Annotated in this window: 15 protein-coding genes; 9 read left to right on the top strand and 6 right to left on the bottom strand. The window is 59.2% G+C overall.

Annotated features, from left to right (window positions below; all coding sequences use genetic code 11):
* Positions 1-48 precede the first annotated feature (48 nt).
* The 5 genes from pncC to mltB all read right to left on the bottom strand — a co-directional run bounded on the left by pncC (position 49) and on the right by mltB (position 4448).
* On the bottom strand, positions 49-546 hold the full coding sequence (gene pncC, locus ACWKXN_RS14100) for a nicotinamide-nucleotide amidase (protein WP_023308944.1): 498 nt from the start codon (positions 544-546) through the stop codon (positions 49-51).
* 128 nt (positions 547-674) lie between these two features.
* A complete protein-coding gene (locus ACWKXN_RS14105) occupies positions 675-1553 on the bottom strand; it encodes a metal ABC transporter substrate-binding protein (protein ID WP_094934785.1) in 879 nt (292 codons plus the stop codon).
* A 14-nt stretch (positions 1554-1567) separates the two neighbouring features.
* Entirely contained in the window at positions 1568-2428 is an 861-nt protein-coding gene (locus ACWKXN_RS14110) for a metal ABC transporter permease (protein ID WP_454543930.1), read from the bottom strand.
* Entirely contained in the window at positions 2425-3078 is a 654-nt protein-coding gene (locus ACWKXN_RS14115; RefSeq protein ID WP_069303223.1) for a metal ABC transporter ATP-binding protein, read from the bottom strand. Before ACWKXN_RS14115 ends, ACWKXN_RS14110 begins: the two co-directional genes overlap by 4 nt.
* A gap of 269 nt (positions 3079-3347) precedes the next feature.
* A complete protein-coding gene (mltB, locus tag ACWKXN_RS14120) occupies positions 3348-4448 on the bottom strand; it encodes a lytic murein transglycosylase B (RefSeq protein ID WP_176690050.1) in 1101 nt (366 codons plus the stop codon).
* A 251-nt stretch (positions 4449-4699) separates the two neighbouring features.
* Here mltB and srlA point away from each other — a divergent pair, with 251 nt between their 5' ends.
* From srlA to gutQ, 7 genes are all read left to right on the top strand, one after another.
* On the top strand, positions 4700-5263 hold the full coding sequence (gene srlA, locus ACWKXN_RS14125) for a PTS glucitol/sorbitol transporter subunit IIC (RefSeq protein WP_454543931.1): 564 nt from the start codon (positions 4700-4702) through the stop codon (positions 5261-5263).
* Positions 5260-6219 (top strand): PTS glucitol/sorbitol transporter subunit IIB, encoded by a 960-nt coding sequence (gene srlE, locus ACWKXN_RS14130; protein WP_023308950.1) that lies wholly within the window; start codon positions 5260-5262, stop codon positions 6217-6219. Before srlA ends, srlE begins: the two co-directional genes overlap by 4 nt.
* Before the next feature lie 12 nt (positions 6220-6231).
* Complete coding sequence (gene srlB / locus ACWKXN_RS14135; RefSeq protein WP_023308951.1) at positions 6232-6594, top strand: PTS glucitol/sorbitol transporter subunit IIA; 363 nt, start codon at positions 6232-6234, stop codon at positions 6592-6594.
* A 14-nt stretch (positions 6595-6608) separates the two neighbouring features.
* Positions 6609-7388, top strand: coding sequence for a sorbitol-6-phosphate dehydrogenase (gene srlD / locus ACWKXN_RS14140; RefSeq protein ID WP_033146371.1), 780 nt, complete (start codon positions 6609-6611; stop codon positions 7386-7388).
* A 67-nt stretch (positions 7389-7455) separates the two neighbouring features.
* Complete coding sequence (gutM, locus tag ACWKXN_RS14145) at positions 7456-7815, top strand: transcriptional regulator GutM (protein ID WP_454543932.1); 360 nt, start codon at positions 7456-7458, stop codon at positions 7813-7815.
* A gap of 63 nt (positions 7816-7878) precedes the next feature.
* Complete coding sequence (gene srlR / locus ACWKXN_RS14150) at positions 7879-8652, top strand: glucitol operon DNA-binding transcriptional repressor SrlR (protein WP_032640855.1); 774 nt, start codon at positions 7879-7881, stop codon at positions 8650-8652.
* Positions 8645-9610 (top strand): arabinose-5-phosphate isomerase GutQ, encoded by a 966-nt coding sequence (gene gutQ, locus ACWKXN_RS14155; protein WP_033146372.1) that lies wholly within the window; start codon positions 8645-8647, stop codon positions 9608-9610. Before srlR ends, gutQ begins: the two co-directional genes overlap by 8 nt.
* On the opposite strand, the gene norR is transcribed toward gutQ, so the two are convergent.
* Positions 9607-11121, bottom strand: coding sequence for a nitric oxide reductase transcriptional regulator NorR (gene norR / locus ACWKXN_RS14160; RefSeq protein ID WP_454543933.1), 1515 nt, complete (start codon positions 11119-11121; stop codon positions 9607-9609). The two genes, gutQ and norR, sit on opposite strands and share 4 nt — an antisense overlap.
* A 186-nt stretch (positions 11122-11307) precedes the next feature.
* On the opposite strand from norR, the gene norV reads away from it, so the two are divergent.
* Positions 11308-12753 (top strand): anaerobic nitric oxide reductase flavorubredoxin, encoded by a 1446-nt coding sequence (norV, locus tag ACWKXN_RS14165; RefSeq protein ID WP_064673533.1) that lies wholly within the window; start codon positions 11308-11310, stop codon positions 12751-12753.
* Positions 12750-13883, top strand: coding sequence for an NADH:flavorubredoxin reductase NorW (norW, locus tag ACWKXN_RS14170; protein ID WP_033146375.1), 1134 nt, complete (start codon positions 12750-12752; stop codon positions 13881-13883). Before norV ends, norW begins: the two co-directional genes overlap by 4 nt.
* Positions 13884-14001 lie beyond the last annotated feature (118 nt).

Below are 14001 nucleotides of genomic sequence, written 5' to 3' on the forward strand. Positions count from 1 at the left end.
GTGGATTTCTGTTCTGTTGGTGCAATTATACTGTATGGTCATACAGTATCAAGTGTTTTGTAGAAATTGTTGCCAGAGCGTTTTTAACGCATAAACGGTTGCCTGACGACGCACGCTTTCGCGATCGCCGCTGAAGCACTCCCGGCGGGTGATCCCTTCCCCTTTGGAGGTGGCGAACCCAAACCAGACGGTGCCGACAGGCTTCACGTCGCTGCCGCCGTCCGGGCCCGCAATGCCGCTAATGGAAATCGCGTAGTCTGCCCGCGCCTCTTTGAGCGCGCCAATGGCCATCTCGATCACCACCGGTTCGCTGACCGCGCCATGCTGTTCAAGCGTGGATTCACGCACGCCAATCATCTGAGCTTTAGCTTCGTTACTGTAGGTCACAAAACCGCGTTCAAACCAGGCGGAACTGCCGGCAATATCGGTAATCGCTTTCGCCACCCAGCCGCCGGTGCAGGATTCCGCAGTGGTGATTGTCGCGCCACGCTGCTTCAGCGCAAGGCCAACGATCTCGCTAAGCTGCATCAATTCATGGTCAGTCATTCTCGCTCCAGGCATCAGAAAAACGTGCTGCACAAGATAGCACTTTCTCGTCAGATGTGGGGATGGACTTCCGGTTTTACGAGGGGGCTTCAGAAAAAGCCGGTACGGACGCACCGGCGGTAGAAAGGTTATTTCATGCTGTCAGCGAGAGTGTTCACATTGTGGCGAAACGCCTTAATGTAGGTGTCTGCCACCCCACCTTTTGCCGACAGCGCTTCGGGGTAAAGCTCGCCCCCGGGCTGTGCGCCCGTCGCCGACGCAATCTGTTTCACCAGACGCGGATCGAGCTGATTTTCCATAAACCAGGTTTTCACGCCGTCGGCTTTGATCTGATTGATAATCTCAGCGACCTGCGCCGCGCTGGCTTCGCTCTCAGACGACAGCCCCTGCGGCGCCATAAACGTCACGCCGTAAGCGCGGCTGAAATAGCCGAACGCGTCATGGCTGGTCAGCACTTTACGCTTCGCCGGCGGGATCTGGCTAAAGCGCGTTTTGGCCCAGTTATCCAGTTGCGTCAGCTCCGCGATATACGGCTTACCGGTAGCCTCGAGCGCCGCTTTATCTTGCGGATCGGCTTTCACCAGCCCGTTCAGAATATTTTGCGCATAGAGCGCCCCGTTCGCCGCGCTGTTCCACGCATGGGGATCGGTCACAGTCTTTCCATCTTCCTCAAGCGTGTGGGTTTTCACCCCTGTTGAGGCGACAACCAGTTGCCCTTTGAACCCGGAGGCTTTCACCAGACGATCAAGCCAGCCTTCCAGCCCCAGGCCGTTCACCACCACCACATCAGCCTTGCTCAGGGCCGCGCTGTCTTTCGGCGACGGTTCGAAGGTATGCGGATCGCCGTCCGGCCCGACCAGCGTCGTCACGTTCACATGGTCGCCGCCCACCTCCTGCGTGATATCCCCCAGTATCGAAAAGCTGGTCACCACATTCAGCGTTTTCGCCATCACGCCGTGCGACATCATCCCCAGCGCGAGCGCCACTACAAATCCTGTACGTTTCATCGTTTCCCCTTGCGTTAAAAATACGCCCGCAGGCTGCCAGCGAGCCTGCTTCGCGTACCCAGTAAAATGGAAATAAAGAACAGCGCGCTGGCGGTGAGCACGATGGACGGCCCGGCCGGCAGACTCATCGCCCAGGAGAGGCTCAGCCCCAGCCATGCGCAGAAGGTACCGCTGATACCCGCCATCAGGAGTAAGGCAGGTAACGTGCGCACCCAGCAGCGGGCTGCCACGGCCGGAAGCATCATCAGCCCGACGGCCATCAGCGTGCCGAGCACCTGAAAACCGGCCACCAGGTTAAGCACCAGCAGCGCCAGAAACAGTCCGTGCAGCAGGCCAGGCAGCCAGCGGGCATTCACCTGCAGCCAGGCGGTATCAAACGCTTCTGTCACCAGCCCGCGATAAAACAGCGCCAGCGTGATAAGGGTGAACATGCAAACGCCCGTGACGAACAGCGCGGCGTCGTTGTCCACGGCGAGGATGGAGCCAAACAGCAGATGCAGCAGATCGACATTCGACCCGCGAAGCGACACCAGCGTGACCCCCAGCGCCAGCGAGCCGAGATAAAACCCGGCAAAGCTGGCATCTTCTTTCAGCGGCGTGCGTCGACTGACCAGACCGGCCAGCAGCGCCACGGTAATTCCCGCGATAAAACCGCCAATACTCATCGCCAGCAGCGACATACCGCTGAGCAAATACCCCACGGCGACACCCGGCAAAATGGCGTGAGAAAGGGCGTCGCCCATCAGGCTCATCCGACGCAGCTGAAGAAACACGCCGAGCGCGGTGGTGCTGACCGAGAGCGCCAGGCAAACCACCAGCGCGCGACGCATAAAGCCGTACTCAATAAACGGCTGAAAAAAGAGATGCCAGATCATGCCACCCTCACCCGCTCGGTTTTCCACTGGGGAACGTCAGCATCCAGCCGCAGCGTCTGCGGGAAATGGCGCGACACGCGCTCGCTGTCGTGCAGTACCGCGAGCAGCGTTTGCCCCTTCATATACATCTCCAGCATCAGATCCATCAGCACGTTGCAGGTGGCTTCATCGACTCCGGTAAAGGGTTCATCCAGCATCACCAGCGGCGCCTGCTGCACCAGGACGCGGGCAAACAGCATGCGCTGAAACTGGCCGCCGGAGAGTTCATCAATGGTGGATAACGCCATGGACTCAAGCCCAACGCGCTCAAGCGCGCTGGCAATGCGCAACCGCGTTTCGCGACGAAACCCGGAAAAAAGCGACATGCCCGGCCAGCAGCCCATGCTTACCACGTCCTGTACGGTCAGCGGAAACTGCGCCTCCAGCGCGTGACGCTGTGCCAGCCAGCCGATTACCGGCCGCTTACCCTGCCAGCGGAAGCCGCCGCTGACGGGAGGAATAAATCCCGCCAGCGTTTTCAGCAGCGTGGATTTCCCGCAGCCGTTAGCGCCGATAATGGCGGTCATGCTGCCGCGCTCAATCGTGCCCGAGAGGGGCCGCGTAACGGGCTGGCGTTCATATCCCGCGACCAGTTCATTCATCACAATCATGGCAATGCCACCGCCCAGCGCACGGCCAGCCCGATAAAGGCAACAAGCACCAGCGCCAGCAAAAGCCGAACCAGAGCAGACAGAGAAAAAAGGGACGTTGACATTCTGACACCACATTAAATGTTATAACATAACAATAATAAAAGGCGGTTAAGATGTAAATGGCGGGTTTGAAAAGGGAGTGTGCCGAAATGTTTCTGCAGGAAATAGGTGCGCGCGGGTGCCCTCACCCCAGCCCTCTCCCACAGGGAGAGGGGGAATAAGATGACTTACTGACTAAACGGAGACGCTGCCGGCACGCGGGCCTGCGATACCGCCAGCCCCAGCTGCCATACGGCCATCGCATAGTGGGTACTGTGGTTATAGCGGGTGATGGCGTAGAAGTTCGGCATGCCGTACCAGTACTGATAGCCCGTCCCGACATCCAGACGCAACAGACTTACCTGATCGACATTGCCCAACGGCTGAGTCGGTGTTAAGCCCGCCGCCGTCAGCTGCGCAACGCTGTATTTAGTTTTGAAGCCGTTTTCCAGCCCCGGTGCCTGACCGTTCGCCTGCACCGCCACCTGGCCGCCCGGCACCCAGCCGTGCGCTTTGAAGTAGTTCGCCACGCTGCCGATGGCATCCACCGGATCCCACAGGTTGATATGACCATCCCCGTTAAAGTCGACGGCATATTGCTTATAGGAGGACGGCATAAACTGGCCGTAGCCCATCGCGCCGGCAAACGACCCTTTCAGATCGAGCGGATCGTCCTGCTCGCTGCGCGCCATCAGCAGGAAGGTTTCCAGCTCGGAAGAGAAATACTCCGCGCGGCGCGGATAGTTAAAGGAGAGCGTCGCCAGCGCGTCCAGGATGCGGGTTTTACCCATCACGCGGCCCCAGCGGGTTTCCACGCCGATAATCCCGACGATGATTTCCGGCGGTACGCCGTACACCTGCCACGCGCGGTTGAGCGCATCTTCATACTGATTCCAGAACACCACGCCGTTTTGCACGTTGTCCGGGGTAATAAACTGTTTGCGATAGCGCAGCCACGCGCCGTTCGGCCCGCTCGGCACCTGGGCGGTTGGAGCCTGCCTGTCCATCAGGCGCAGCACGTAGTCCAGTCGCTTGGCCTGAGACAAAATTTCGTGCAGCTGCTGTCTGTCAAAGCCGTGCTTGCTCACCATTTTATCGATGAACTGCTCGGCCGCCGGGTTATTCGCGAAGTCGCCGCCCATCTGCATCATATTGTGCTGCGGCTCCAGCAGGAATCCTCCGGAAGGCGCGCCCGCCGTTTGCTGAACGGCTTCGGTCTTAGGTTTGCTACTACAGGCAGACAGCAGAATAAGCGCAGGCAACAGCGCTGCATAACGACGCTTGAACATGAGACATCCATTTAACGGGTTCGATAAGAACCCAGTATGGTAAAGCATCCGCAACACCTCAAGGAAGCGGTACGCGCCTCCCCCACGCAAATCCGCCCTTTTTTCCACCGAAAATCATTGACCCCATCAATAAACTTTCAAAATAATCCATTTTTCTTTCATTGTGAGATCTAACTAACACTTTAAAACCTTTCAAAGTGATTATTATTAGCCCCGCAAGACAAAAACAAAAAGCCCCACAGGAGAGAAGAATGATAGAAACCATCACCCACGGCGCCGAGTGGTTCATCGGGCTGTTTCAGAAAGGCGGAGAAGTGTTCACCGGCATGGTGACCGGGATCCTGCCCCTGCTGATCAGCCTGCTGGTGATCATGAACGCGCTGATTAACTTTATCGGCCAGCAGCGCATCGAACGCTTCGCCCAGCGCTGTGCCGGGAATCCGCTGTCCCGCTACCTGGTACTGCCGTTCATCGGCACCTTCGTGTTCTGCAACCCGATGACCTTAAGCCTCGGCCGCTTCATGCCGGAAAAGTACAAGCCGAGCTACTACGCCGCCGCCTCCTACAGCTGCCATTCCATGAACGGCCTGTTCCCGCACATTAACCCCGGCGAGCTGTTTGTCTATCTCGGGATCGCCAGCGGTCTCACCACCCTTGGCCTGCCGCTCGGCCCGCTGGCGGTGAGCTACCTGCTGGTTGGCCTGGCCACCAACTTCTTCCGCGGTTGGGTGACCGACCTCACCACCGCCATTTTTGAGAAAAAAATGGGCATCCAGCTTGAACAGAAAGTTCATCTTTCAGGAGCCACAGCATGAACCGGATCCGCATTGAGAAAGGCACGGGCGGCTGGGGCGGCCCGCTGGAGTTCGACGCCACCGAAGGCAAAAAGATCGTCTACATCACCGCAGGCACGCGCCCGGCGATCGTCGACAGGCTGCGCGAGCTGACCGGCTGGGAAGCGGTCGACGGCTTCAAGGAGGGCGAGCCGCCGGAAGCGGAAATCGGCGTGGCGGTGATCGACTGCGGCGGCACGCTGCGCTGCGGTATCTATCCGAAGCGCCGCATTCCGACAGTGAATATTCACTCCACCGGAAAATCCGGCCCGCTGGCGCAGTACATCCTTGAGGACATTTATGTCTCAGGCGTGAAGGAGGACAACATCACTCTGGTGAATGGTACTGCCGCGCCGCAAAAAGCGGCCCCGCGCGAGTACGACACCAGCAAGAAAATCACCGAGCAGAGCGACGGCCTGCTGGCGAAGGTCGGGATGGGCATGGGGTCCGCCGTAGCGGTGCTGTTCCAGTCAGGGCGCGACACCATCGACACGGTGCTGAAAACCATCCTGCCGTTTATGGCATTCGTCTCGGCGCTGATCGGCATCATCATGGCGTCCGGCCTGGGCGACTGGATTGCTCACGGCCTCGCCCCGCTCGCGAGCCACCCGCTCGGGCTGGTGACGCTGGCGCTGATCTGCTCCTTCCCGCTGCTGTCGCCGTTCCTCGGCCCTGGCGCGGTGATTGCCCAGGTCATCGGCGTGCTGATTGGCGTGCAGATTGGTCTGGGGAACATTCCCCCGCACCTCGCCCTGCCCGCCCTGTTCGCCATTAACGCCCAGGCGGCGTGCGATTTCATCCCCGTAGGGCTGTCGCTGGCCGAAGCGCGCCAGGACACCGTGCGCGTGGGCGTGCCGTCCGTGCTGGTGAGCCGCTTCCTGACGGGCGCGCCGACGGTGCTGATTGCCTGGTTTGTCTCCGGCTTTATTTATCAATAAGAGGTTCCTGCGATGACCGTCATTTACCAGACCACCATTACCCGCATCGGCCAGAGCGCGGCTGACGCGCTGAGCGACCAGATGCTGATCACCTTCCGCGAAGGCGCCCCGGCGGATATCGAAGAGTTTTGCTTTATCCACTGCCACGGCGAGCTGAAGGGCGAGCTGAAGGCCGGGAGCCAGCTGGAGCTGGGCGAGGCGCGCTATGCCGTGACCGCCGTCGGCGACGTGGCCGAGCAAAACCTGCGCGAGCTGGGCCACATCACCCTGCGTTTCGACGGCCAGCCGCAGGCCGAATATCCCGGCACGGTTCACGTGGCGGGCCCGGTTCCGCAGGCTGTCACCCCAGGCTGCACGTTAAAATTTGTTGCGTAATTAAGGAGAAACACATGAGTCAGGTTGCCGTTGTCATTGGTGGAGGACAAACCTTAGGCGAGTTCCTCTGCCGTGGGCTTGCCGCAGAGGGCTACCGCGTGGCGGTAGTGGACATTCAGAGTGAAAAAGCCGCCCGCGTGGCGGACACCATTAACACCGAGTTTGGTGAAGGGATGGCGTACGGGTTTGGCGCCGACGCCACCAGCGAACAGAGCGTGATGGCGCTGGCCCGCGGCGTGGACGAGATTTTTGGGCGTACCGACCTGCTGGTCTACAGCGCGGGGATTGCGAAAGCGGCCTTTATCAGCGATTTCGAGCTGGGGGATTTTGACCGCTCGCTGCAGGTGAATCTGGTGGGCTATTTCCTCTGCGCCCGCGAGTTTTCCCGTCTGATGATCCGCGACGGCGTTCAGGGGCGCATCATTCAGATCAACTCCAAATCAGGGAAAGTGGGCAGCAAGCATAACTCCGGCTACAGCGCGGCGAAGTTTGGCGGCGTGGGGCTGACGCAGTCTCTGGCGCTGGATCTGGCCGAGTACGGCATTACCGTGCACTCGCTGATGCTGGGCAATCTGCTGAAATCGCCGATGTTCCAGTCCCTGCTGCCGCAGTACGCCACCAAGCTCGGCATCAAGGCTGAGGAAGTGGAGCAGTACTACATCGATAAAGTGCCGCTGAAGCGCGGGTGCGATTATCAGGACGTGCTGAACATGCTGCTGTTTTACGCCAGCCCGAAAGCCTCGTACTGCACCGGGCAGTCGATTAACGTCACCGGTGGGCAGGTGATGTTCTGATCGAGCGGCCTGATGCCCTCACCCTAACCCTCTCCCACCGGGAGAGGGAACAAAACAAGGAGCCGATATGGTCACCGCAGTCATCACCGTCGCCGCCCTCGCCTGGATTTGCCAGATGGCGTTTGGCGGCTGGCAGATCCACCAGTTTAACCGCGCGTTTGACGCGCTGTGTCAGAAAGGTCGCGTCGGGGTCGGGCGTTCCGGCGGACGCTTCAAACCGCGCGTGGTCGTCGCCGTTGCGCTGGATGAAAACAATCACGTCTGCGATTCCCTCATCATGCGCGGCATGACCGTCTTCGCCCGTCCGGCGAAAATCCAGGCAATCAACGGCATTTCGCTGCAGGAATTACGGCCTGATGTGATCTTTCCCCATGATCCACTCTGTCAGAATGCACTATCATTAGCGCTTAATCTGAAACATGGATAATTTCGTTGTGAAAGCTATAGACTTGCGAAATTATCATTTCGCAACCTAAGGAACGAAGCGCCTATGAAACCTCGTCAGCGGCAGGCGGCCATTCTCGAACATCTGCAAAAGCAGGGAAAATGTTCGGTAGAGGATCTGGCCCACTACTTTGACACCACCGGCACGACAATACGCAAGGACCTGGTATTGCTCGAAAACTCTGGTGCCGTCATTCGAACCTACGGCGGCGTGGTGCTCAATAAGGACGAAGCGGACCCGCCTATCGATCACAAAACGCTGATCAATACCCACCAGAAAGCGCTGATTGCCGAAGCCGCCGTCAAATTTATCCACGATGGCGATTCCATCATTCTGGATGCAGGCAGCACCGTCCTGCAGATGATCCCGCTGCTCAGCCGCTTTAATAACATCACGGTGATGACCAACAGCCTGCACATCGTCAACGCCCTGTCGGAGTTCGACAGCGAGCAGACCATCCTGATGCCCGGCGGCACCTTCCGCAAAAAATCGGCGTCGTTTCACGGCCAGCTGGCGGAGAATGCCTTCGACCACTTCAGCTTTGATAAACTCTTTATGGGCACCGACGGCATCGACCTGAACGCGGGCGTTACGACGTTCAACGAGGTGTTCAGCGTCAGTAAAGCCATGTGCAACGCCGCGCGGGAAGTGATTTTGATGGCCGACTCGTCGAAGTTTGGCCGCAAAAGCCCCAACATTGTCTGTAGCCTTGAAAGCGTTGATAAGCTGATTACCGACGCGGGTATTGACCCGGCGTTCAAGAAAGCGCTGGAAGAGAAAGGAATCGACGTGATCGTAACCGGAGAGAGAGATGAGTGATTTTCTGTTAGAAACGGGCCGCCAGACGCTGATGCTGGAACTGCAGGAAGCCAGCCGCCTGCCCGAACGTCTGGGAGAGGATTTCGTCCGCGCGGCCAACACCATTATCCACTGCGAAGGCAAAGTGATCGTGGCGGGCATCGGTAAATCCGGCCATATCGGCAAAAAGATTGCCGCGACGCTCGCCAGCACCGGCACCCCGGCGTTCTTCGTGCATCCGGCAGAGGCGCTGCACGGCGATCTGGGGATGATTGAAAGCCGCGACGTGATGCTGTTTATCTCCTACTCCGGTTCGGCCAAAGAGCTGGATCTGATTATTCCGCGCCTGCAGGAAAAATCGGTCGCCCTGCTGGCGATGACCGGAAAATCCCGCTCGCCGCTGGCGCTGGCCGCCAAGGCGACGCTGGATATTTCCGTTGAGCGTGAAGCCTGTCCGATGCACCTCGCCCCGACCTCCAGCACCGTTAACACCCTGATGATGGGCGACGCGCTGGCAATGGCGGTGATGCAGGCGCGCGGCTTTAACGAAGAAGATTTCGCCCGTTCGCATCCGGCGGGCGCGCTCGGCGCACGCCTGCTCAACAAGGTTCACCACCTGATGCGCACCGACGATGCCATTCCGCAGGTCAAGCTCGATACCAGCGTCATGGACGCGATGCTGGAGCTCAGCCGCACCGGCCTTGGGCTGGTTGCGGTGTGCGATGACGGCGGGAGCGTTAAGGGCGTGTTCACCGACGGCGACCTGCGCCGCTGGCTGGTGGGCGGCGGCAGGCTGGAAACCAAAGTGTCGGACGCCATGACCAAAGGCGGGCTGACGCTGAACGCCGAGAGCCGCGCCATTGAAGCCAAAGAGGTGCTGATGAAGCGCAAAATTACCGCCGCACCGGTGGTGGATGACGCCGGCAGGCTGTGCGGCGCCATCAACCTGCAGGATTTCTATCAGGCCGGGATTATCTAACCCTTCAGTCCCAGACGCTTCGCCAGCCTGTGCAGGTTGGCGACGTCCATCTCCAGCGCCCGCGCGCACGCCGCCCAGCTGCGGTTATTCTGTTCCAGCGCGCGGGTAATCATCTGACGCTGAAACGCCTCTGTAGCTTCACGCAGATTTTCATTCGCTATCTCTGGCGCAGCCTGGGCGATAGCCGGTACGGTTTCATCCTGCAGCGCAAAATGCCGCGCGTGGAGCACCACTTCATTACCCGAACGCGTCGCCCGCGCCAGCACCACCGCGCGGTGGATCGCATGCTCCAGCTCGCGCACGTTGCCCGGCCAGCCGTAGCTCAGCAGATGCGCCCTCGCTCCCGAGCTCAGCACCACGCGGGAAAGCCCCATCCTGAGACGGCACTGCTCGCAGAAAAAGCCCGCCAGCAGCACCACGTCGTCACCGCGCTCGCGCAGCGGCGGCACGGTAAGCGGGAACACGCTCAGGCGATGGAACAGGTCGGCGCGGAACTGCCCTGCCAGCACCGCTTCACGCAGGTCACGGTTGGTGGCCGCCAGCACGCGAACGTCCACTCTGTGGCTGCGGTCATCCCCCACGCGCTGGATGTCGCCGTACTGCAGCACGCGCAGCAGCTTGGCCTGCAGCGACAGGGAGAGCTCGCCGATTTCGTCCAGAAACAGCGTGCCGTTATCGGCCATTTCGAACTTGCCGCTGCGGTTGCTGATGGCTCCGGTAAACGCCCCTTTTACGTGACCAAACAGCTCGCTTTCCGCCACGCTTTCCGGCAGCGCGGCGCAGTTGAGGTACACCAGCGGGTTCACCGCGCGCGGCGACGCTTCGTGAATGGACTTCGCCACCAGCTCCTTGCCGGTGCCGGTTTCCCCGAAGATCAGCACGTTCAAATCTGAGGCGGCGACAATCTCAATCTCTTTTTTGAGCTGCGCCATGCCCGGAGAGAGGCCGATCATCTCCGTGTGCGTCACCTGCTCAAACGCCGCCGGGCTGCCGGGAAGAATGTTCTGGCTCTCCAGCTGTTCAATCAGCAGGGCATTGTTCAGCGCCCCGGCGGCCAGGGCGGCAATCAGGCGCAGCTCTTCATCGCTAAAGGTGTCGAACTGGTCCGGCGACAGGCCGTCGAGGGTCAGTGCGCCGATCAGGTTTTGTCCGGCAAACAGCGGCAGGCCGATACAGGCGTGCACCTTCAGGCTCTCCTGTCCGGGAATCAACCCGTCGTACGGGTCGGGCAAGTCGCTGTCCGCCGGGAAGCGCACCACGTCACCCGCGCGGGCGATGGTTTCCAGACGCGGATGGCCCTCTAGGGTAAAACGCCGTCCGAGCACGTCCTTCGCCAGCCCGTCGATAGCCAGCGGAATAAACTGCCGCCCCTCGTAGCGCAGCAGCGCGGACGCATCGCACTCAAGCACGTGGCGCAGCGTGGAGATCAGCCGTTGAAAGCGGTCCTGATGGCCGATACCGGTCTGCAGCTCAATGGCGATCTTCGCCAGCACGTCTACGGAAAAGCTCATAGTGACCTCGCTGTCATTTTGACAATGAATATTGTCATATTGACACTAATTTTGATAGTCATAATGACTACCCATTACGGATCATAAAAATATTAATTAAGTAAAATCAATAAATTAAAAACTGGCACGCAACTTGATATAGGCAAAACATCTTATTTGAAAATGCTGTATTACGTAGAGGTTGCTATGTCTATTCTGGTTAAAAATAACATTCATTGGGTGGGTCAACGTGACTGGGAAGTGCGTGATTTTCACGGGACGGAATACAAAACGCTGCGCGGCAGCAGCTACAACAGCTATCTCATTCGTGAAGGTAAAAACGTGCTGATCGATACCGTCGATCACAAGTTCAGCCGCGAGTTCGTGCAGAACCTGCGCAGTGAAATCGACCTGGACGACATCGACTACATCATTATCAACCACGCGGAAGAGGACCACGCCGGCGCGCTGACCGAGCTGATGTCCTACATTCCGAACACGCCGATCTACTGCACCACCAACGCCATCGACTCGATCAACGGCCACCACCACCATCCGGAGTGGAACTTCCACACCGTGAAAACCGGCGACGCGCTGGATATCGGCAACGGCAAGCAGCTGATCTTCGTGGAAACCCCGATGCTGCACTGGCCGGACAGCATGATGACCTACATGACCGGCGACGCGGTGCTGTTCAGCAACGACGCCTTCGGCCAGCACTACTGCGACGAACGCCTGTTCAACGACGAAGTGGACCAGACCGAGCTGTTCGAGCAGTGCCAGCGCTACTACGCCAACATCCTGACGCCGTTCAGCCGCCTGGTGACGCCGAAAATCACCGAGATCCTCGGCTTTAACCTGCCGGTGGATATGATTGCCACCTCCCACGGCGTGGTGTGGCGTGAAAATCCCACCCAGATTGTGGAGCTGTACCTGAAGTGGGCGGCGGACTATCAGGAAGACCGCATCACTATTTTCTACGACACCATGTCCAACAACACCCGCATGATGGCGGACGCCATTGCCCAGGGCATCAACGAAGTGGACCCCAACGTGGCGGTGAAAATCTTCAACGTGGCGCGCAGCGATAAGAACGAGGTGTTGACCAATGTGTTCCGCTCCAAGGGCGTGCTGGTGGGCACCTCCACCATGAACAACGTGATGATGCCGAAAATTGCCGGTCTGGTGGAAGAGATGACCGGCCTGCGTTTTCGCAACAAGCGCGCCAGCGCCTTTGGCTCCCACGGCTGGAGCGGCGGCGCGGTAGACCGTCTCTCCACCCGTTTACAGGATGCGGGCTTTGAAATGTCCCTCAGCCTGAAGGCGAAATGGCGTCCGGATATCGACGCCCTGGAGATCTGCCGCCAGCACGGTCGCGACATTGCCCGTCAGTGGGCGCTCGCACCGCTTCCGCAAGCTGCCGAACCGACCGCACAGCAGGAAACCTGCGCCTGCGCCGCCGCGGCAGCCGCCGATCCCGGACCGCGCATGCAGTGCAGCGTCTGCCAGTGGATTTACGATCCTGAACTGGGCGAGCCGCTGCAGGACGTTGCGCCAGGTACACCCTGGAGTGACGTGCCGGACAACTTCCTCTGCCCGGAATGTTCCCTCGGGAAAGACGTCTTTGACGAACTGGGTACGGAGGCAAAATGAGCAACGGGATCGTCATCATCGGCTCGGGCTTTGCCGCCCGCCAGCTGGTGAAAAATATCCGCAAGCAGGACGCCAGCGTGCCGCTGACGGTGATCGCCGCCGACAGCATGGACGAGTATAACAAGCCCGATCTGAGCCACGTCATTAGCCAGAATCAGCGCGCCGAGGACCTCACCCGCCAGACGGCGGGGGAGTTCGCGGAACAGTTTAACCTGCGTCTGTTTCCCTACACCTGGGTCACCGACATCGACGCCGCCGCCCACGTGGTAAAAGCAAAAGAGAAAACCTGGCAGTACGACAGGCTGGTGCTGGCCACGGGTGCCTCTGCGTTTGTGCCACCGATTGAAGGCCGCGAGCTGACGATCACCCTCAACAGCCAGCAGGAGTACCAGGCCAGCGAAACGGCGCTTCGCGACGCGCAGCGGATAATGATTGTCGGCGGCGGGCTAATAGGCACCGAGCTGGCGATGGATTTCTGCCGGGCGGGTAAATCCGTGACTCTGGTCGACCATGCGGCGAGCATTCTGTCGTCGCTGATGCCGGCAGAAGTAAGCAGTCGCTTACAGCATCGCCTGACCGAAATGGGGGTGCATCTGCTGTTGAAATCGCAGCTGCAAAGTCTGAGCAAAACCGAAGGCGGCATTCGTGCCACGCTCGACCGCAGCCGCAGCGTTGAGGTGGATGTGGTAATCGCTGCAACGGGCCTGCGCCCGGAAACCGCGCTGGCGCATCGCGCAGGCGCCGAAATACAGCGTGGCGTGAAGGTAAATAGCTACCTGCAAACCACGCAACCTGATATTTACGCGTTAGGTGACTGCGCTGAAATTAACGGTCAGGTGCTGCCCTTTTTACAGCCAATTCAATTAAGCGCGATGTATCTGGCGAAAAATCTGCTCGGCGGCAGCGCGCCGCTGAAATTACCCGCCATGCTGATTAAAGTCAAAACGCCGGAATTACCGCTGCATCTTGCCGGTGAAACGCAGCGTCAGGATCTGAACTGGCAAATTACCCTCGAACCGCAGGGAATGGTCGCGCGCGGCGCGGATAACGAGGGTCAGATTCGCGCTTTTGTGGTTAGTGAAGACCGGATGAAGGAGGCTTTCGCTCTGCTAAAACTGTTACCTGCTTAACCCTCGCTTTGCCGAGCGGCGCTTCGTTTACCCGGCCAACAGCAAGTCTACGCTGTCTTAATCTTTGGATTTTATTATTCACCGCCCCGATATTCCGGGGCTTTTTTTTACGTATTCT

It is taken from the genome of Enterobacter sp. UPMP2060 (genome assembly GCF_053709655.1).

Coding starts and splice junctions, on each gene's coding strand:
- srlB (WP_023308951.1), top strand. CDS start 6,232: ATGACCGTCATTTACCAGACCACCATTACCCGCATCGGCCAGAGCGCG.
- ACWKXN_RS14110 (WP_454543930.1), bottom strand. CDS start 2,428: ATGATCTGGCATCTCTTTTTTCAGCCGTTTATTGAGTACGGCTTTATG.
- ACWKXN_RS14115 (WP_069303223.1), bottom strand. CDS start 3,078: ATGATTGTGATGAATGAACTGGTCGCGGGATATGAACGCCAGCCCGTT.
- norR (WP_454543933.1), bottom strand. CDS start 11,121: ATGAGCTTTTCCGTAGACGTGCTGGCGAAGATCGCCATTGAGCTGCAG.
- pncC (WP_023308944.1), bottom strand. CDS start 546: ATGACTGACCATGAATTGATGCAGCTTAGCGAGATCGTTGGCCTTGCG.
- ACWKXN_RS14105 (WP_094934785.1), bottom strand. CDS start 1,553: ATGAAACGTACAGGATTTGTAGTGGCGCTCGCGCTGGGGATGATGTCG.
- norW (WP_033146375.1), top strand. CDS start 12,750: ATGAGCAACGGGATCGTCATCATCGGCTCGGGCTTTGCCGCCCGCCAG.
- srlD (WP_033146371.1), top strand. CDS start 6,609: ATGAGTCAGGTTGCCGTTGTCATTGGTGGAGGACAAACCTTAGGCGAG.
- mltB (WP_176690050.1), bottom strand. CDS start 4,448: ATGTTCAAGCGTCGTTATGCAGCGCTGTTGCCTGCGCTTATTCTGCTG.
- srlE (WP_023308950.1), top strand. CDS start 5,260: ATGAACCGGATCCGCATTGAGAAAGGCACGGGCGGCTGGGGCGGCCCG.
- gutM (WP_454543932.1), top strand. CDS start 7,456: ATGGTCACCGCAGTCATCACCGTCGCCGCCCTCGCCTGGATTTGCCAG.
- srlA (WP_454543931.1), top strand. CDS start 4,700: ATGATAGAAACCATCACCCACGGCGCCGAGTGGTTCATCGGGCTGTTT.
- srlR (WP_032640855.1), top strand. CDS start 7,879: ATGAAACCTCGTCAGCGGCAGGCGGCCATTCTCGAACATCTGCAAAAG.
- norV (WP_064673533.1), top strand. CDS start 11,308: ATGTCTATTCTGGTTAAAAATAACATTCATTGGGTGGGTCAACGTGAC.
- gutQ (WP_033146372.1), top strand. CDS start 8,645: ATGAGTGATTTTCTGTTAGAAACGGGCCGCCAGACGCTGATGCTGGAA.